Raw genomic sequence first — 16150 nt, 5'->3', positions numbered from 1 at the left:
GCAGCCCGCTCAACCCGGGCCGTCTTCGCCGTCCTCCACCAGGCCCCAGTCCTTCACATCCAGCTCCCGAGCCGCCACCGGCGGCGCGGGTGGTGTGCTCTGCGGGGCCAGAGCCCCGCCGTCCTGATGCAATTTCAGGCGCAGGCGCAGGTTGTTCACCGAGTCGGCGTTCTTCAGCGCCTCCTCCTCGTCGATCGCCCCCTCCACCACCAGGTTGAACAGCGCCGTGTCGAAGGTCAGCATGCCGCTGACCTCGGATTTCTCCATGATGCCCTTGAGTTCGGAGAACTCGTTGCGCTTGATGAAATCGCGGATCGTCGGCGTCCCCAGCATCACCTCGACCGCGGCCCGGCGCTTGCCATCGGTAGTGCGCACCAGACGCTGGGAGACGAAGGCCTGCAGGTTGTTGCCCAGGTCGTTGAGCAACTGCGGGCGACGGTCCTCGGGGAAGAAGTTGATGATCCGGTCCAGCGCCTGGTTGGCATTGTTGGCATGCAGGGTGGAAATCGCCAGGTGCCCGGTGTCGGCAAAGGCCAGGGCGTGCTCCATGGTTTCACGGTCGCGGATCTCGCCGATGAGGATCACGTCCGGGGCCTGGCGCAGGGTGTTTTTCAGCGCGGCATGGAAACTGCGGGTGTCGACCCCCACCTCGCGCTGGTTGATGATCGACTTCTTGTGCCGGTGAATATACTCCACCGGGTCCTCGATGGTGATGATGTGCCCGCTGCTATGCCGGTTGCGGTAGTCGATCAGCGCCGCCAGGGAGGTGGACTTGCCCGAGCCGGTGGCACCGACGAACAGCACCAGGCCACGCTTTTCCATGATGGTTTCAAGCAGGATCGGCGGCAGCTTGAGGTCTTCGAAACGGGGTATTTCCAGCTTGATGTTGCGGGCTACGATGGAAACCTCGTTGCGCTGCTTGAAGATATTGACCCGGAAGCGCCCGACACCCGGCAACGACAACGCCAGGTTCATTTCCAACTCCCGTTCGAACTGCTGGCGCTGTTCGGCGTCCATGATACCGTCGGCAATCAGCGCCACCTCGCCGGTCTTGAGCGCTTCGGTGCCCAGCGGCTTGAGTACGCCATTGAACTTGGCGCAGGGCGGCGCCCCGGTCGACAGGTACAGGTCCGAACCGTCCTGGGCGGCAAGGAGTTTCAACAAGGCGTGGATTTCCATGGCAACGATGTCCGCAATACATTCGAATGAGGTTGAAATGCTCAACCAGGCGTCATTTCAGATTGGCAACGCGCTACAGCTTGGCGGGATAATGGCCCGCCACGCAACCCAAAGCTTCATCTTCAAGGCAGGTTTATGAACGGATTGCCCCACGACAACGATGTCGCCACCCTGCTCGCTTGCCTGGACTGGTCGCAAACCGCCCTCGGCCCGCGTCAGGACTGGCCGCAGAGCCTGCGCACCGCTGTCGATATCGTCGTCCATTCCCCCATGCCGATGCTGCTGTTGTGGGGCACGGAGCGAGTGCAGATCTATAACGACCGTTTTTCCCGGCTCTGCGGCAACCAGCATCCCCAGGCCTTCGGGCAAGCGTTTGCACTGACCTGGCCGCAATACCTGGAGTTTAGCGCACCGCTGTTACAGGCCGTGGCCCAGGGCCGCAGCGTCGAGCTGGCGGAACAGCAGTTCATCCTGCAGCGCCCCGAAGGTGACACCGACCTCTGGCTGGACCTGACCTACAGCCCGGTGCGCGACGAGTCCGGCGAGGTGGCCGGCGTGCTGGCCACCGCCATCGAAGTCAACGAACGACGGCTGCGCGCCCAGGAACTGGAGCAACGCTCCGAGGCCAGCATCAAGGCCCAGCGCGACAGCGAGGAACGCCTGCAACTGGCGATGGCCGCCACCGGCACCCTCGGCACCTGGGACTGGGATATCGACCAGGACCGTTTCGTCACCGATGCCCGGTTTGCCCGGCTGCATGGCGTCGACCCGGCACTGGCGGCACAGACGCCCCTCAGCGTGTACATGGAAAGCGTGCACCCGGAAGACCGGGGCCTGGTCGCTCGCGGCATCAAGCACTGCCTGGAGAACAACACCGAGCACGCCGAGGAATACCGGGTACAGACCGACGGCCAGATCCGCTGGGTGTTCGCCCGCGGCCGCTGCTATCAGGGGCCCCATGGTCGCGCCCAACGCTTCGTCGGCGCCGCCCTCGACATCACCGAACGCAAGCAGAACGAACAGGCCCTGCGCCAGAGCCAGACCGAGCTGCAACTGGTGATCAACGCGGTGCCGGCGCTGATCGCCTACGTCGACCGCGAGGAGCGCTTTCGCCTGAACAACAGCGCCTATCTCGACTGGTTCGGCAAGACCCCACAGGAACTCTACGGCAAGACCCTGCGCGAAGTGCTCGGCGAACAGGCCTATGCCATGCGCGCCGAACATGTCGCCGGGGCCCTGGCGGGCAAGGCCTGCAGCTTCAGCCTCGACACGCCCTATCGCGACGGCAGCACGCGGCACGCCAACATGCGCTACCTGCCGCGCCACGGCCAGGATGGCGCGGTGAACGGCTTCTACATCTTCGTCAGCGATGAAACCGAGCGCAAACGCACCGAGGAAGCCTTGCGCAACCTCAACGAAACCCTTGAGGAGCGCGTCGCCCAGCGCACCCAGGCGCTGGCCGAGTCCAACCAGCGCCTGCAGAACGAGATGTTCGAGCGCGAGCGCGCCGAAGACGCCCTGCGCCATGCGCAGAAGATGGAGGCGGTCGGCCAGCTCACCGGTGGCATCGCCCATGACTTCAACAACATGCTCACCGGCATCATCGGCAGCCTGGACCTGATGCAACGCTACATCGCCGCCGGGCGCAGCGCCGAGATCGGCCGCTTTGCCGATGCCGCGGTCAACTCCGCCCAGCGCGCAGCCGCCCTGACCCACCGCCTGCTGGCATTCTCCCGCCGCCAGTCGCTGGACCGCCGACGCATCGAGCCGAACCAGCTGGTGCAATCGCTGGAGGACCTGTTCAGCCGCACCAAGGGCGCCCATATCGAGCTGCAGGTGCGCCTCGGCCAGGACGTCTGGCCGGTCAATACCGACACCGGACAACTGGAAAGCGCCCTGCTCAACCTGGTCATCAACGCCCGCGACGCCATGCCCCATGGCGGCACGCTGCTGATCGAGACGGCCAACAGCTACCTCGACGGCAGCGACATCAGCACGGTGGAACCGGTCAAGGCCGGCGACTACGTGATGATCGGCGTCAGCGACAACGGTACCGGCATGAGCCCGTCGGTGATGTCCAAGGCCTTCGACCCGTTCTTCACCACCAAGCCGATCGGCCAGGGCACGGGCCTGGGCCTGTCGATGATCTATGGTTTCGCCCAGCAATCCGGCGGCCATGTCACCCTGCACAGCAAACCCGGCGAAGGCACCTGCGTGCGTCTGTACCTGCCACGCTTTCACGCCCAGGCCGTCGAGGACGAGCCACCTGCGGACTGCCCGCAATCGCCGACCGCATCAGTCGATGAGTCGGTGATGGTGGTCGAGGACGACCCGGCGGTGCGCATGCTGGTGCTCAGCCTGCTGGACGAGCTCGGCTACACCGTTCATCCGGCCGCCGATGCCAGGACCGCCCTGCCGCTGCTGGAATCGGCGCTGCGCATCGACCTGCTGGTCACCGACGTGGGCCTGCCGGGCATGAACGGCCGGCAGTTGGCCGAGATCGCCCGCCAGCACCGCCCCGGGCTCAAGGTGCTGTTCATGACCGGTTATGCGGAGAAAGCCGCCGAACGCCAGGGTTTCCTCGAGGAAGGCATGGACCTGATCGCCAAACCCTTCACCCTGGACCTGCTGGCCAACCGGGTGCGCGACATGCTCGGCCATTGCAGCTGATTTCAGGCATAATCGCGCGCCCCAGCGTTTCAAGGTACCCGTCAATGAAAGCCCAAGCCCGTCATATCCTGGTCAGGACCGCCGAGGAGGCCGAACAGCTCAAGCAGCGCATCGCCAAGGGCGAGGCCTTCGACGTGCTGGCCAGGAAGCATTCCACCTGCCCCTCGGGCAAGCGCGGCGGCGACCTCGGCGAAATCCGCCCGGGGCAGATGGTGGGGGCCATCGACCAGGTGATCTTCAAGAAACCGCTGCGCACCGTGCACGGGCCGATCAAGAGCAAGTTCGGCTATCACCTGGTGCAGGTTTTTTACCGCGACTGAAGGCAGACCGCGTTATCGTGCTTCGCGGATAAATCCTGCTCCCAGGGTTCACTGGGCTGCACAAAACAGGTGGCCGACACCCCACTGCCGTGGGAGCAGGGTTCATTCGCGAAGAGGCCGGCAAGCCCCCTGAGGTCCGGATCAGTCCCGTGGGATCAGCGCACCACGCACCTGAATCACCCGGCTCGCCAGTCGATGCCCGGCCAGTGCCGCCGCCTGCGGATCGCCCCCCGTCAGCCGACTGGCCAGGTAGCCGGCACTGAACGAGTCCCCCGCCGCCGTGGTATCGACCACCGTCTCGACCTGCTGCGCCGGCACCTCGAACGCCTGGTCCGCGCAACGGATCAGGCAGCTTTCGGCTCCACGCTTGATCACCACCTCGGCAATACCGAACGCCTCGCCAGCACTGAACACCGCGCCGGCATCGGCATGCCCGAACAACGCCTGCTCGTCCTCCAGGGTCAGCAGCGCCGTGTCGACGTAGGGCAGCACCGAGCGATAGGCCGCCCGGGCCTGCTCGACACCTGTCCACAGCCGTGGCCGGTAGTTGTTGTCGAAGACCACCCGGGTATCGCCCTCACGCGCCTGACGCAGCACCGCGAGCAGCTTATCCCGGCCGGTTTCGCCGAGCACCGCCAGGGTGATGCCGCTGAAATACAGCACGTCGTAGTCCGGCAGCGCCGCCAGGACCGGCGCGGCCGTGGCGGCGGTGAAGCAATCGCGGACCGCCGCCTCGTTGCGCCAGTAGAGGAAGCGCCGCTCGCCGCGCTCATCGGTCTGGATGCAGTACAGCCCGGGCAAACGACCGGGCAGGCGCTGGACCAGGCCCAGGCCGATGCCCTCCTCGGCCCAGATCCGACACATGGCGTCGCTGAAGCTGTCGTCGCCCAGGGCCGTGACGTAATCCACCGAGCCGCGCCCGGCCAGTTCGCGGGAGAGGTACACCGCGGTGTTCAGGGTGTCGCCGCCGAAGCTTTGCCGCAGGCTGCCATCGGCGTGTTGTTGCAGTTCGATCATGCATTCGCCGATCAGGGCGATGCGCGGAGGAGGCAGGGTCAGGGTGCTCATGCTGGGAATCTCGTGGTGGTGTGTCGGGCCTGTTCGCGGGCAAGCCCGCGAAAGCGATCTCAGGCTAGAAACAGGTCTCGAAGGTTTCGATCACCCGCAACTGCTCATCGACAATGCACCCCACCCGCCACTTGTCGAAGGTCAGGCACGGGTGGGAGGTCCCGAAGGAGATGATGTCCCCCAGCCGCAACTCACAGCCCGGCGCCACGCTCATGAAAGCGTGCTGGTCCATCACCGCCGTGACCTTGCAGGCACTGACATCCTCGCCCAGCGCCGGCACCACCCCGGCCTGGTAGCGCCGCAACGGCATCGGCAACCCGGCATCGAACGCCACGTCGCGCTTGCCCAGGGCGATCACCGCAAAGCCCGGTTCCGGCATCGACTGCACATGGGCCCAGACCTCCATCGCCGGGCGCAGGCCTTCATCCAGATCGGCGCGGCGATGCAGTACGCAGCACTGCGCCTCCTTGTAGATGCCATGGTCATGGGCCACATAACTGCCGGGGCGCAGCACACTGAGAAAACGCCCATCGGCATTCTGCGCCTTGAACTCTTCGGCGATCAGGTCATACCAGGCCGAGCCCGAAGCGGTGATGATCGGCTTGGTGATGGCGAAGGCGCCGCTGTCCTGCAACTGCACCGCCAGGCGCACCAGGGAACCGGCAAAGGCACGGATGCCGCTGACGGCCTGGTCGCCGTGGATCACCCCTTCATAGCCTTCGATCCCGGTCAACGCCAGCGCCGGCTGGGCCCGGATCGCCCGGGCGAGGTCGAGCACCTCCTGCTCGCTGCGGCAGCCACAGCGGCCGCCGACCACGCCGTACTCGATCATCACGTTGAGTTTCAGGCCACGGCCGGCGAAGAACCCGCCCAGGGCGGCGACGTTGTCCGGGTGGTCGACCATGCAATGGAACTCGAACGCCGGGTCCGCCAGCAGCTCGGCGATCAGCGCCATGTTCGCCGTGCCCACCAGCTGGTTCGCCATCAATACCCGTCGTACGCCGGCGGCATAGCCGGCCCGGGTCTGCACCGCAGTGGCCAGGGTCAGGCCCCAGGCACCCTCGGCCAGTTGGCGCCGGAACAGCGCCGGAACCATGCTGGTCTTGCCGTGGGGGGCCAGTTCGGCGCCGCTGCGCTGCACGAAGTCCTGCATCCAGCGGATATTGTGTTCCAGCGCCTCACGGTGCAGCACCAGCGCCGGCAGGCTGACATCACTGACCAGTTGGGCGCCGATGGCGGCCGCGCCCTTTTCCACCGGGGGAAGGTTCACAGGCATGTCTCTGACTCCTCGAAACGCGGCCGCAGGCAGCCGCTGCTAATCGTTGATCCGACGCGCCAGGTTGTTCGCGCTGTCGATCAGCACCCGGCGATAGTCGTGGTAGTTGTTCTTCGCATCGGCCCTTGGGGCGACGATGCACAGGGTCGCAATGCAGATGCCGCGTTCATCCTTGACCGGCGCGGCGAAACAGTGGGTGAAAGTGTCGGCAACGCTGTCGAAGGAGAAGAACCCGTCGATTCCGGCCTGGCGGATTTCCTTGAGGAACACCTCCAGGGGCAGGCGCTGGCCGTCGGGCAGGATGAAGTCGTCGGGATCGATCAGGTCGACGATTTCCTGATCGCTCAGGTGCGCCAGCAGCAGACGACCGGAAGCGGTCCAGGGAATCGGCGCGTTCTCGCCGATATCCGAGGAGATGCGGAAATGCCGCTCGCCCTCCTTCATCAGCGCCACCGTGTACTTGCGCCCGTTGAGCAGGCACATCTGCGCGGTCTCGCGGGTCTGGCTGACGATCTCCTGCAAGGCGTGATCGGCCTCGCGGCTCAGGTCGAAGTGGCGCAGGTGGGCCTGGCCGAGAAAGTACAGCTGGCGACCGAGGTAGACATGCCCTTCCTTGCCGACCGGCTCCAGGATCCGACGCTCCAGCAACGACGCCACCAGCTCGTAGACCGTCGACTTGGGGCTGCCGATGCCACCGGCGATGTCGTTGGGACGCAATGGCTGGCCGACCTCCTTGAGGTAATCGAGGATATCGAACGCCCGGTCCAGTCCCTTTGCGCGGCGCTTGATGGTGTCTTCGGTCATGATCAGTGCAATCCCATTGAAAAATTGCCGGGGAGTTTACCCAGAGAGCCACGGTGATCGTTAGGACCTCTTCACGGGCAAGCCACGCTCCTACAGATCTGTGCTGTCTGTAGGAGCGCGGCTTGCCCGCGAACGGCGCCCCAGGCTCACTTCTTCCGGTAGGCGATACAGTCGATCTCGACCTTGCAGTCGACCATCATGCTCGCCTGCACGCAGGCCCGCGCCGGCGCATGCTCGGGCTTGAAGTACTCGGCGAACACCTTGTTGAAACTCCAGAAATCCCGCGGGTCCTCCAGCCAGACACCGGCCCGCACCACATCCTCCAGACCGTAGCCGGCCTCCTCGAGAATCGCGATCAGGTTCTTCATGGTCTGGTGCGTCTGTTCGACGATCCCGCCGCTGATGATCTCACCATCCACCGCCGGCACCTGGCCGGACACGTGCAGCCAGCCATCGGCTTCGACGGCCCGGGCGAAGGGACGCGGCTGCCCGCCACCCGCGGTGCTGCCAGTGCCGTAACGAGTAATGCTCATGATGTGCTCCTTGAGTGAAAGTTAAAAACGGGTGTTCCTGAGGAATTCCGCCAGACGCGGCGACTGCGGGCGCTCGAACAGTTCCTTGGGTGGTCCCTGTTCCTCTATGCGCCCCTGGTTCATGAAAACGATCTTGTCCGACACCTCGAAGGCGAAACGCATCTCGTGGGTGACCAGCAACATGGTCATGCCCTCCTCGGCCAACCCCTTGATCACCGCCAGCACTTCGCCGACCAGTTCCGGGTCCAGCGCCGAGGTCACTTCATCGAACAGCATCAGGCTCGGGTTCATGGCGATGGCCCGGGCGATCGCCACCCGCTGCTGCTGGCCGCCGGACAGTTGCCCCGGATAGTGATCGCGGCGCTGCAGCAGGCCGACCCGCTCCAGCCATTTCTCCGCCAGGGCCACCGCCTGGTCCCGGGGCAGCTTCTTGACCTTGAGCAGGCCCAGGGTGACGTTCTGCAACGCGGTCAGGTGCGGGAACAGGTTGAACTGCTGGAACGCCATCCCGGTCATGGCCCGGTGCTGGGCGATCACCTTCTCCGGATGACGGACGCGCTTGCCATCGACCTCGCTGTAGCCGATCGACTCGCCATCGAGGGTGATCTGCCCGCCCTGGAACTCTTCCAGCAGGTTCACGCAGCGCAGCAGCGTGGTCTTGCCCGATCCGCTGGAGCCGATCAGCGTGACCACGTTGCCGCGGTGCATGTCCAGGTCGACACCCTTGAGCACTTCGAGCTGACCGTATTGCTTGTGCAGCCCGCGAATGCTGAGCAGTGCTTGCTTGTCGTTTGTCGCAATCATGGCAACGCCACCCGCTTTTCAATATGCCGACCGAGCAGTTCGATGGCGTAGTTGATGATGAAGAACAAGAACCCGGCGAACAGGTAGAACTCCAGGGTCATGAAGGTCCGGGCGATCACCTGCTGGGTGCTGAGCAACAGCTCGGCAACGCCGATCACCGACAACAGGGTCGAGGCCTTGACGATCTCGGTGGACGAGTTGACCCAGGTCGGCAGGATCTGCCGCAGGGCCTGGGGCAACAGCACGTATCCGAGCGCCTGGAAGAAGGTCAGGCCGATGGCCTGGCTGGCTTCCATCTGCCCGCGGGGAATGGCCTGCAGCGAACCGCGGACGATTTCCGCGACATGGGAGCCGCAGAACAGCGTCAGGCCCAGGGCACCGGCCTGGAACGCACTGATCTGCCAGCCCAGGGCCGGGGCCATGTAGAAGCAGGCCAGCACCAGGACGAACACCGGCGTACCGCGGATCAGGTCGACGTACAGGCGAAATGGCAGGCGCATCCAGACATTGCCGTAGGTCAGCACCAGGCCGGCGACGATGCCGATCAGCGTGCCGCAGACAATCGCCAGGGCCGAACACTGCACGCTGGTCAGGAAGCCCTGCCACAACGGCTCGCGGGCGATCCACAACTCATGCAGCCAATGGGGGGATTCGTACATGACAGGCTCCTAGCGGCGGATCGCCAGACGCTGTTCGAGCTGACGCAGCATCAGGGCAATGAGGTAACAGGCGGCCACGTAGAGCGCGGTGGTGACCAGCCAGGTCTCGATCACCCGGTAGCTCTCCACGTTGATCTTGCGGGCGTAATAGGTCAGCTCCGGCACGGCGATGGCCGCCGCCAGGGAGGTGTCCTTGAACAGCGAGATGAAGTTGTTGGACAACGCCGGCAGCACGTTGCGCAGCATCACCGGCACCGTAATGTAGGCACGCACCTGCCATTCGCCCAGGCCGATCGCCAGCCCGGCCTCGCGCTGGCCCTTGGGGATGCTCAGCAGCCCGGCGCGGAACACCTCGGTCAGGTAGGCGCCGGCATACAGCGACAGGGTGATGATGAACGAAGGGATCTTGTCCAGCCGGATGCCCAGGCTCGGCATGGCGAAGTAGATCAACAGGATCAGCACCAGGATCGGCGTATTACGGATCACCGTGACGTACACCGAGGCCAGCGTGCGCAAGGTGCGGTGCTGGCTGAGCAGGGCGAACGCCATCATCAGGCCGATCGCGCAGCCGATGGCGATCGACACCAGTGCCAGCTCCAGGCCCAGGCCGAGCCCCGCCAGCAAGCTGGGGAAGTCGCGCCACACGGCAGCAAAATTCAACTGATAGTTCATGGTTCACAGTACCTTCGACAGGGCACCGCGCGCGGCGCCCTGCTCTGGAGAGATCACTTGAATTCGACGGGGAAACCGATTTCCGGAGTGGGCAGGTCGACACCGAACCACTTCTTGAAGGAGGCGGCGTAGGTCGGGAACTCGACCCCGGTCATCGACTCGTGCAGGGCGGTGTTGACGAAGTTCAGCCAGTCCTGGTCGCCGCGCTTGACCGCACAGGCATAGGTCTGCGGGCTCCAGGCGTAGGCCGGGCTGCGGTAGCGGCCGGGGTTCTGCACCATCAGGTACTTGACCGAGGACTGGTCGGTGGCGGCGGCGTCGGCGCGACCGGAGTTCACGGCCTGGTACATCAGGTCGACGCTGTCGTACTGGTCGACCTTGGCCTGGGGCAGCGCCTGGTGCACCAGCTCCTCGGCGTAGACGTTCTGCAGCACGGCCACGGTGACCTTGTCGCCGGCAGCCTTGAGATCGTCGATCTCCTTGTACTTGCTGTTGTTCGGCAGCAGCAGGCCGACCCCTTCGCGGTAATACGGCAGGGTGAACGCCACCTGCTGGGCACGACTGGCGGTGACGGTGATGAACTGGCAACTGATGTCGACCTTGTCGGTCAGCAGGTTGGGAATCCGCGCATCCGACGACTGCACCACGTATTCGACTTTGCTCGGATCATTGAACAGGCCCTTGGCGATCATGGCGCCGATGTCGATATCGAAGCCCTGCAACTTGCCGTCCGCCCCCTGGAAGTGCCAGGGCGCGTTGGTGCTACCGGTGCCGACGATCAGGTGACCGCGCTTGAGCACGCTGTCGAGCTTGCTGTCGGCGGCCTGGGCCGTCCCTACCGCAGCCGCCGTAGCGGCCAGAATGAAAGCACAGGCTTTGAACAAGGAAGGTACGCGTTGCATGACGTTGCACTCCGATGATGTGTATTCCGCTATAGCGGAACTTGGTATGTAACAACGGAATAGACAGCAGAAAGTGTGCCACAGGAAATCGCGGTCGTTAACCGGCTCGGTAAAGTTCAGGAAAATCAGAGAGATAGGTTTTTCTGCAGGAAACCGGTTACACAAGGTGCGCGTGGGCAAATGCTACGGAAGGCAACGATGGTGGGTGCCAAGGCCCCAAGGCGGTGCAGGAGCGAAGATCAGGCGCTTCGCGGACAAGCCCTGCTCCCATCGTTTTTTGCCGCATGCAAATCTTGTGTACGACATCACCCTGTAGGAGCAGGGCTTGCCCGCGAATGGGCCGCCAGGAGCAGCACGAAATCCGGACCAGCGCAGCGGCTTCTGCTTTGCGGCACCCAAGCAAACAGCTAGTATCCCGCCCTCTCTTCCCACCGCCCTTGCGGGCCTACATGGATGTCGCGATGCGTTCCCTGCTTCTGCTCTGTTTAGTTACCCTGATCACCGGCTGCAGCATCAGGCAGCAGGTCACCCCAGTCGATTTCGCCGCCAACCCCGCCGCACGGATCTGCGTGATCCCGGCTGATGGCGTGCGTGAGTCGTTTACCGAAGCCTATGGTAATGCCCTGAAGGCCAAGGGTTTTACCGTGGAAGTGCTGCCCAGCGTCAGCAACCCGCAGAACTGCCCCCTGAGCAGCACCCTGCTGGGGCGCTGGAGCTGGGACATGGCGCTGTATCTGTCGGAAGTGGATATCAGGGTCTACCAGTTCGGCCGGGAAGTCGGCTCGGCAACCTATAACTCAAGAAGCGGCTCATTGCGCATGGACAAGTTCATCAACGCCGAAAGCAAGATCAAGGAACTGACCGACCAGTTGTTCCCGATCGGCGTGCGCCCCCTGAGCGCCCAGCGCTGAGATCGCAACAGCCCAGGCAGGCGCGAGTGCCAGGCATCACCCTGGGGCTCGCGTGCGGGAACGCAACGGCACCCTGTTCGAGCTGTCTGGAAAGTGTCGCGGCCGCGCTCAGTGCAGCAGCATCACCACCGCCACGGCGAACGTCGCCATCACTGCCGTCATGCCGGTCATGTACAGTGCAAACCCCTTGGCCATGCTGATCCCCCGAAATAGGCTGTAGAAATCACCGTCGTTTTTTTGACCCTTCCAACAAACGGTCAAGGATTCTAGCAGCGAGTGATGTGTTTTTGACATTAACTTTCGCATGAATACTTTCGCCTCCCGATCGGTGGCGGCTGAACCATTTAATTAGCAGCCTAATAAAAAGCTCCGCACTTAATTCAGCGTTAATCGTGTGCAGGGAAAGTGAAGTCGACCGCGTCAGCGCAGATCTCCCCTGCCGCCTTGCGCGGCATGTCCAATGCCCTGGCGATTGGACCCTTGTTCAGCCTGATTCGGAGAAAGATCATGAAGTTTCGTACCTTACTGATGAGCGGTGCCCTGGCCCTGAGCGCCTTCGCCGGCGTGGCCCAGGCCGACACGGCTGCCACCGCCCAGGCCGTGCCCTATCACTACGGCATGCCCCTGAATATCGACAAGGTCATCTCGATGACCGAACAGCCCACCGCGGAGTGCAAGGTGGTCAAGGCCGACATGAAGTTCATCGACAAGGCCGGCAAGACCGAGGACGTCAGCTATCGCAAGCTGTCGGATGCCTGCAACTTCAACAACTGAGGCAGGGTTTCGAAGGCCCATTCGCGGGCAAGCCCGGCTCCTACAATTTTGTGTCGTTCACAATCTGGCGTACTCCCTCGAACCGTAGGAGCCGGGCTTGCCCGCGAATGGGCCCCAGAGCCCTGCCTACCCTAATGAAATCCCCCGCAAGCAGGCGCTGCCCCAGGCTCAGCGGCTGTCGAAAGCCTTGAGCATGGCCTTCTGCGTTGCCTGCAGCCGCTCCTTCACCGCCTCCCGAGCCCCTTCCAGGCGCGCCGACGGCGCCACCACGCACAACGCGTAGGCACTTTGCCCGGCCAACAGCTCGACGCCCATGGCGCTCACCCCCGGCATATGCCCGTCGGCATCGAAAGCCACCCCCGTGCGCCGCACCTCCGCCAGCTCCGCCAGCAGGTCCGGCCAATGGGTCTTGGTCATGGGCGTCAGGCTCTTGAGCTGCTTGCCCAGCAGTTGTACCACCGCCTCGTCGCTCATCCGCGCCAACAGCACCTTGCCGCCCGAAGTCGCATGCATGGTCAGGAACGAACTGGCATCCGGCACCACCCGCAACGGCTGGTTCGACACCGCCATCTGCAGAATCAGCAACTCGGCACCGCTGGCATGCAGCAGCACCGCGGTTTCACCGGTCTCGCGCGACAGCTGTTCCAGGTAGGGCCTGGCCTTTTGCGTCACATCGATATGGCTGTGGGACGCCAGGCGCATCAGCGCCGGCCCCAGGCGCACCCCGGCCGGCCCCTGGATTTCCAGTAACTGTTCCTGGGCCAGGGCATCCACCAGCCGCTGGACCGTCGAGCGCGGCAGATCGATGCGCTTGGCGATCGCCCCCAGGCTCAAGCCCCCCGGTTCGTCCTCCAGGCAGCGCAGAATGGCAGCCGCCCGGCTGATCACCTGGATACCCCCACGTTCGGTTTCAGGGACTGACATCGACATTGCTCCTTTGTACCGCTCACTGATACAGTGTACCGAAATATTGTTAGCGGTGACGTTTTCGCGCAACCGCCTTCCACAGGATTTGCGTGCATGCTGTCCCCACCCCCCGGGCCACCCGTGGCCGTTCCCTTCGACCGGCGGCTGATCATCGGACTGGTCGGCGTACTGATCGCCGCCCTGACCTCGGGCATCAACGACCGCGTCACCGAACTGGCACTGGCGGATGTGCTGGGGGCGTTCGGCATCGGCCATGACGAAGGCACCTGGATCAGCGCATTGTATGCAGCGGCGGAAGTCTCGGCGATGCTGATCGCACCCTGGCTGGCGGTGACCTTCTCGCTGCGGCGCTTCGCCATGGCCATGACCCTGGCCTTCGGCCTTTTCGGCGTGCTCTGCCCCCTGGCGCCGAACCTTGAGGCGCTGTTGCTGCTGCGGGTGTTGCAGGGCCTGGCCGGCGGCGCCCTGCCGCCTTTGCTGATGACCGTAGCCCTGCGTTTCCTGCCCTGGCACTACAAGCTCTACGGTTTGTCGGCCTATGCGCTCACCGCCACCTTCGGCCCGAACATTTCCCTGCCCCTGGCCGCCACCTGGACCGAAAACCTCGACTGGCGCCTGGTGTTCTGGCAGATCGCACCCTGCTGCCTGCTCGCCACCGCCTTCATCGCCTACGGCATCCCGCAGGATCCGCTGCGCCTGGAGCGTTTCAGGCAGGCCGACTGGCGCGGCGCGCTGCTCGGTTGCGGCGGCCTGGCCATGCTGGTGATCGGCCTGCTGCAGGGCGAACGCCTGGACTGGTTCGCCTCGCCGCTGATCGGCCTGCTGCTGGGTGGCGCGGCCCTCTGCCTGCCGCTGTTCCTGCTCAACGAGTGGTTCCACCCGCTGCCGCTGTTCAAGGTGCAACTGCTGGAACGGCGCAACTTCGCCTATGGCATCGCCACCCTGGCGCTGTTCGTCATGGTCTCGATGTCCGGCGTCGCCCTGCCCGCCAACTACCTGGCCCATATCCAGGGCTACCGCGCCGAGCAAAGCATGCCGCTGGCCCTGCTGATCGCCCTGCCGCAACTGCTGCTGGCGCCCCTGGTCGCCACGGTGATCAACCGCAACTGGGTCGACTCGCGCTACGTGATCGCCTGCGGCCTGCTGCTGATGACCCTGGCCTGCCTCGGTGGCTCGCAGTTGACCAGCGCCTGGGTCCGCGAAGATTTCTACCCGCTGCAACTGCTGCAGACCCTCGGCCAGCCGATGATCGTCGTACCGCTGCTGATGGTCGCCACCGGCGTGATCCAGCCCATCGAGGGCCCCTTCGCCTCGGCCATGGTCAATTCGCTGCGTGGCCTGTCCTCGGTGATCGGCGCGGTCCTGCTGGAGAATTTCATCACCACCCGCCAGCACCTGCATTCCAACACCCTGGTTGACCAATGGGCCGCCAACCAGCAGGCCCTGATTCCGCTGCTCGATGAACAGCCGCTGGCCGGCATGGCCGCGCGCCTGCGCGAACAGGCCTTCGTATTGAGTTTCAGCGATGCCTTCCTGGCCATGATCGGGCTGATGGCGATCCTGACGATTCTCCTGTTGACCCTGCCGACCCGCCCTTTCCCTCCCCAAGCGCCGAAAATGCCATGAAACCGAAACTCTCTCTCAGCCTGGTCGGGGGTGCCGTACTCCTGATCGTCGCTTACAGCGGCTATCACCTGCTGCGCAACGACGGCACGCAGAGCACCGACGACGCCCGCATCACCGCCGATTCGGTACTGATTGCCCCGCAGATCGCCGGCGTGGTGAGCAAGGTCGCGGTGGCCGACAATCAACCGGTCAAGGCCGGCCAACTGCTGCTGGAAATCGATGCCCGCGACTATCAGGCCGCGCAGGCGGCTGCCATCGCCGCGGTCAACGCGGCCCAGGCCCAGGTGAAGGACCTTGCGGCGGAGGTCGAACGCCAGGCGACGCTGATCACCCAGGCCGACGCCACCCTGCGCTCGACGGCGGCCTCACTGAAATTCGCCCAGGCCAATGCCCAGCGCTATCGCAACCTGTCCAGTTCCGGTGCCGGCACCCGCGAAGAACAGCAGAAAGCCGATGCCGAACTGGCCCGCTGGCAGGCCGTGCACGACCACGACGCGGCGGCCAGGCTGGAACAGCAGAAGAACCGGGAAGTGCTCAAGGCCCGCCTGGAGATGGCCCACGCAGCAGTGGAACAGGCCCGCGCCGCGCTGCTCAAGGCCGATCTGGAGGTGTCCTATACCCGGATCGTCGCGCCCCACGATGGCGTGGTCGGCCAACGCAGCGTCCGCGTCGGCGCCTATGTCGCGCCGGGCAAGGCAGTCATGGCCGTGGTCCCGGTCAGCGATGCCTACGTCGTCGCCAACTTCCGCGAGACCCAACTGGCCCACATGCAGCCGAACCAGGCCGTCGACATCAGCATCGACAGCTTCCCCGACCGCACCTACAACGGCCATGTCGACAGTCTCGCTCCCGCCACCGGCCTGAGCTTCTCCGCGATTGCCCCGGACAACGCCACCGGCAACTTCACCAAGGTGGTACAACGGATTCCGGTGAAAATCGTCTTCGACCATGACCAGCCCGGCCTGAACGACCTGCGGGTCGGCATGTCGGTGATTGCCCGGGTCATCACCCTGGAGAATCGATAG

The 16150-nt window shown here is 64.4% G+C and carries 17 protein-coding genes; 6 read left to right on the top strand and 11 right to left on the bottom strand.

The features are described 5' to 3' along the window. Positions 1 to 9: 9 nt before the first annotated feature. Complete coding sequence (locus ACMGT0_RS15015; RefSeq protein ID WP_054059740.1) at positions 10 to 1179, bottom strand: PilT/PilU family type 4a pilus ATPase; 1170 nt, start codon at positions 1177 to 1179, stop codon at positions 10 to 12. Positions 1180 to 1314: 135 nt separating this feature from the next. On the opposite strand from ACMGT0_RS15015, the gene ACMGT0_RS15010 reads away from it, so the two are divergent. Beyond that, positions 1315 to 3849: a PAS domain-containing sensor histidine kinase gene (locus ACMGT0_RS15010; protein WP_054062307.1), complete on the top strand. Its 2535-nt coding sequence runs from the start codon at positions 1315 to 1317 to the stop codon at positions 3847 to 3849. 44 nt (positions 3850 to 3893) lie between these two features. Continuing rightward, a complete protein-coding gene (locus tag ACMGT0_RS15005) occupies positions 3894 to 4169 on the top strand; it encodes a peptidylprolyl isomerase (protein WP_054059738.1) in 276 nt (91 codons plus the stop codon). 141 nt (positions 4170 to 4310) lie between these two features. Here ACMGT0_RS15005 and ACMGT0_RS15000 read toward each other — a convergent pair whose 3' ends face one another. The 8 genes from ACMGT0_RS15000 to ACMGT0_RS14965 form a co-directional block, all read right to left on the bottom strand. Continuing rightward, the gene (locus tag ACMGT0_RS15000) at positions 4311 to 5237 is read right to left on the bottom strand and encodes a sugar kinase (RefSeq protein WP_416773254.1); all 927 of its coding nucleotides are present in this window, start codon (positions 5235 to 5237) and stop codon (positions 4311 to 4313) included. A 64-nt stretch (positions 5238 to 5301) separates the two neighbouring features. Then, positions 5302 to 6513 (bottom strand): amino acid deaminase, encoded by a 1212-nt coding sequence (locus ACMGT0_RS14995; protein WP_416773253.1) that lies wholly within the window; start codon positions 6511 to 6513, stop codon positions 5302 to 5304. Positions 6514 to 6552: 39 nt separating this feature from the next. Further along, a complete protein-coding gene (locus ACMGT0_RS14990) occupies positions 6553 to 7317 on the bottom strand; it encodes an IclR family transcriptional regulator (RefSeq protein ID WP_054059736.1) in 765 nt (254 codons plus the stop codon). Between the two features lie 146 nt (positions 7318 to 7463). Beyond that, positions 7464 to 7850, bottom strand: coding sequence for a RidA family protein (locus ACMGT0_RS14985; RefSeq protein ID WP_054059735.1), 387 nt, complete (start codon positions 7848 to 7850; stop codon positions 7464 to 7466). Between the two features lie 21 nt (positions 7851 to 7871). Then, positions 7872 to 8654: an amino acid ABC transporter ATP-binding protein gene (locus ACMGT0_RS14980; protein WP_054059734.1), complete on the bottom strand. Its 783-nt coding sequence runs from the start codon at positions 8652 to 8654 to the stop codon at positions 7872 to 7874. Beyond that, positions 8651 to 9313, bottom strand: coding sequence for an amino acid ABC transporter permease (locus ACMGT0_RS14975; protein ID WP_054059733.1), 663 nt, complete (start codon positions 9311 to 9313; stop codon positions 8651 to 8653). The genes ACMGT0_RS14980 and ACMGT0_RS14975 overlap by 4 nt, the downstream gene beginning before the upstream one ends. Positions 9314 to 9322: 9 nt before the next feature. Continuing rightward, positions 9323 to 9985, bottom strand: a complete 663-nt coding sequence (locus ACMGT0_RS14970) for an amino acid ABC transporter permease (protein ID WP_054059732.1) — start codon at positions 9983 to 9985, stop codon at positions 9323 to 9325. Positions 9986 to 10038: 53 nt separating this feature from the next. Continuing rightward, the gene (locus tag ACMGT0_RS14965; RefSeq protein ID WP_054059731.1) at positions 10039 to 10887 is read right to left on the bottom strand and encodes a transporter substrate-binding domain-containing protein; all 849 of its coding nucleotides are present in this window, start codon (positions 10885 to 10887) and stop codon (positions 10039 to 10041) included. A gap of 461 nt (positions 10888 to 11348) precedes the next feature. On the opposite strand from ACMGT0_RS14965, the gene ACMGT0_RS14960 reads away from it, so the two are divergent. Next, positions 11349 to 11798, top strand: a complete 450-nt coding sequence (locus tag ACMGT0_RS14960) for an Sbal_3080 family lipoprotein (RefSeq protein WP_054059730.1) — start codon at positions 11349 to 11351, stop codon at positions 11796 to 11798. 108 nt (positions 11799 to 11906) lie between these two features. On the opposite strand, the gene ACMGT0_RS14955 is transcribed toward ACMGT0_RS14960, so the two are convergent. Next, positions 11907 to 12104, bottom strand: a complete 198-nt coding sequence (locus ACMGT0_RS14955; RefSeq protein ID WP_054059729.1) for a hypothetical protein — start codon at positions 12102 to 12104, stop codon at positions 11907 to 11909. Positions 12105 to 12305: 201 nt separating this feature from the next. Between ACMGT0_RS14955 and ACMGT0_RS14950 the strand changes: the two genes are divergently transcribed. Then, complete coding sequence (locus tag ACMGT0_RS14950) at positions 12306 to 12572, top strand: DUF2790 domain-containing protein (protein WP_054059728.1); 267 nt, start codon at positions 12306 to 12308, stop codon at positions 12570 to 12572. A 168-nt stretch (positions 12573 to 12740) separates the two neighbouring features. Here the strand turns inward: ACMGT0_RS14950 and ACMGT0_RS14945 are convergent, their stop codons facing one another. After that, the gene (locus tag ACMGT0_RS14945) at positions 12741 to 13496 is read right to left on the bottom strand and encodes an IclR family transcriptional regulator (RefSeq protein WP_416773248.1); all 756 of its coding nucleotides are present in this window, start codon (positions 13494 to 13496) and stop codon (positions 12741 to 12743) included. Positions 13497 to 13592: 96 nt separating this feature from the next. On the opposite strand from ACMGT0_RS14945, the gene ACMGT0_RS14940 reads away from it, so the two are divergent. Both ACMGT0_RS14940 and ACMGT0_RS14935 read left to right on the top strand, forming a co-directional pair. Beyond that, the gene (locus tag ACMGT0_RS14940; RefSeq protein ID WP_416773246.1) at positions 13593 to 15125 is read left to right on the top strand and encodes an MFS transporter; all 1533 of its coding nucleotides are present in this window, start codon (positions 13593 to 13595) and stop codon (positions 15123 to 15125) included. Further along, positions 15122 to 16150 carry an HlyD family secretion protein gene (locus ACMGT0_RS14935; protein ID WP_416773243.1) on the top strand — a complete coding sequence of 343 codons (1029 nt, stop codon included), beginning with the start codon at positions 15122 to 15124 and terminating at the stop codon, positions 16148 to 16150. Before ACMGT0_RS14940 ends, ACMGT0_RS14935 begins: the two co-directional genes overlap by 4 nt.

The sequence above is a fragment of the Pseudomonas sp. RHF3.3-3 genome, assembly GCF_048069595.1.
Lineage (GTDB): Bacteria > Pseudomonadota > Gammaproteobacteria > Pseudomonadales > Pseudomonadaceae > Aquipseudomonas > Aquipseudomonas fuscovaginae_B.
Note: the sequence above shows the minus strand (reverse complement) of the source record. Positions and strands in the feature narration are given on the sequence as shown.

Excerpts from the sequence above, each read along its gene's own strand:
- ACMGT0_RS15015 (WP_054059740.1), bottom strand. The coding sequence starts at position 1,179 with ATGGAAATCCACGCCTTGTTGAAACTCCTTGCCGCCCAGGACGGTTCG.
- ACMGT0_RS15010 (WP_054062307.1), top strand. The coding sequence starts at position 1,315 with ATGAACGGATTGCCCCACGACAACGATGTCGCCACCCTGCTCGCTTGC.
- ACMGT0_RS15005 (WP_054059738.1), top strand. The coding sequence starts at position 3,894 with ATGAAAGCCCAAGCCCGTCATATCCTGGTCAGGACCGCCGAGGAGGCC.
- ACMGT0_RS15000 (WP_416773254.1), bottom strand. The coding sequence starts at position 5,237 with ATGAGCACCCTGACCCTGCCTCCTCCGCGCATCGCCCTGATCGGCGAA.
- ACMGT0_RS14995 (WP_416773253.1), bottom strand. The coding sequence starts at position 6,513 with ATGCCTGTGAACCTTCCCCCGGTGGAAAAGGGCGCGGCCGCCATCGGC.
- ACMGT0_RS14990 (WP_054059736.1), bottom strand. The coding sequence starts at position 7,317 with ATGACCGAAGACACCATCAAGCGCCGCGCAAAGGGACTGGACCGGGCG.
- ACMGT0_RS14985 (WP_054059735.1), bottom strand. The coding sequence starts at position 7,850 with ATGAGCATTACTCGTTACGGCACTGGCAGCACCGCGGGTGGCGGGCAG.
- ACMGT0_RS14980 (WP_054059734.1), bottom strand. The coding sequence starts at position 8,654 with ATGATTGCGACAAACGACAAGCAAGCACTGCTCAGCATTCGCGGGCTG.
- ACMGT0_RS14975 (WP_054059733.1), bottom strand. The coding sequence starts at position 9,313 with ATGTACGAATCCCCCCATTGGCTGCATGAGTTGTGGATCGCCCGCGAG.
- ACMGT0_RS14970 (WP_054059732.1), bottom strand. The coding sequence starts at position 9,985 with ATGAACTATCAGTTGAATTTTGCTGCCGTGTGGCGCGACTTCCCCAGC.
- ACMGT0_RS14965 (WP_054059731.1), bottom strand. The coding sequence starts at position 10,887 with ATGCAACGCGTACCTTCCTTGTTCAAAGCCTGTGCTTTCATTCTGGCC.
- ACMGT0_RS14960 (WP_054059730.1), top strand. The coding sequence starts at position 11,349 with ATGCGTTCCCTGCTTCTGCTCTGTTTAGTTACCCTGATCACCGGCTGC.
- ACMGT0_RS14955 (WP_054059729.1), bottom strand. The coding sequence starts at position 12,104 with ATGCGAAAGTTAATGTCAAAAACACATCACTCGCTGCTAGAATCCTTG.
- ACMGT0_RS14950 (WP_054059728.1), top strand. The coding sequence starts at position 12,306 with ATGAAGTTTCGTACCTTACTGATGAGCGGTGCCCTGGCCCTGAGCGCC.
- ACMGT0_RS14945 (WP_416773248.1), bottom strand. The coding sequence starts at position 13,496 with ATGTCAGTCCCTGAAACCGAACGTGGGGGTATCCAGGTGATCAGCCGG.
- ACMGT0_RS14940 (WP_416773246.1), top strand. The coding sequence starts at position 13,593 with ATGCTGTCCCCACCCCCCGGGCCACCCGTGGCCGTTCCCTTCGACCGG.
- ACMGT0_RS14935 (WP_416773243.1), top strand. The coding sequence starts at position 15,122 with ATGAAACCGAAACTCTCTCTCAGCCTGGTCGGGGGTGCCGTACTCCTG.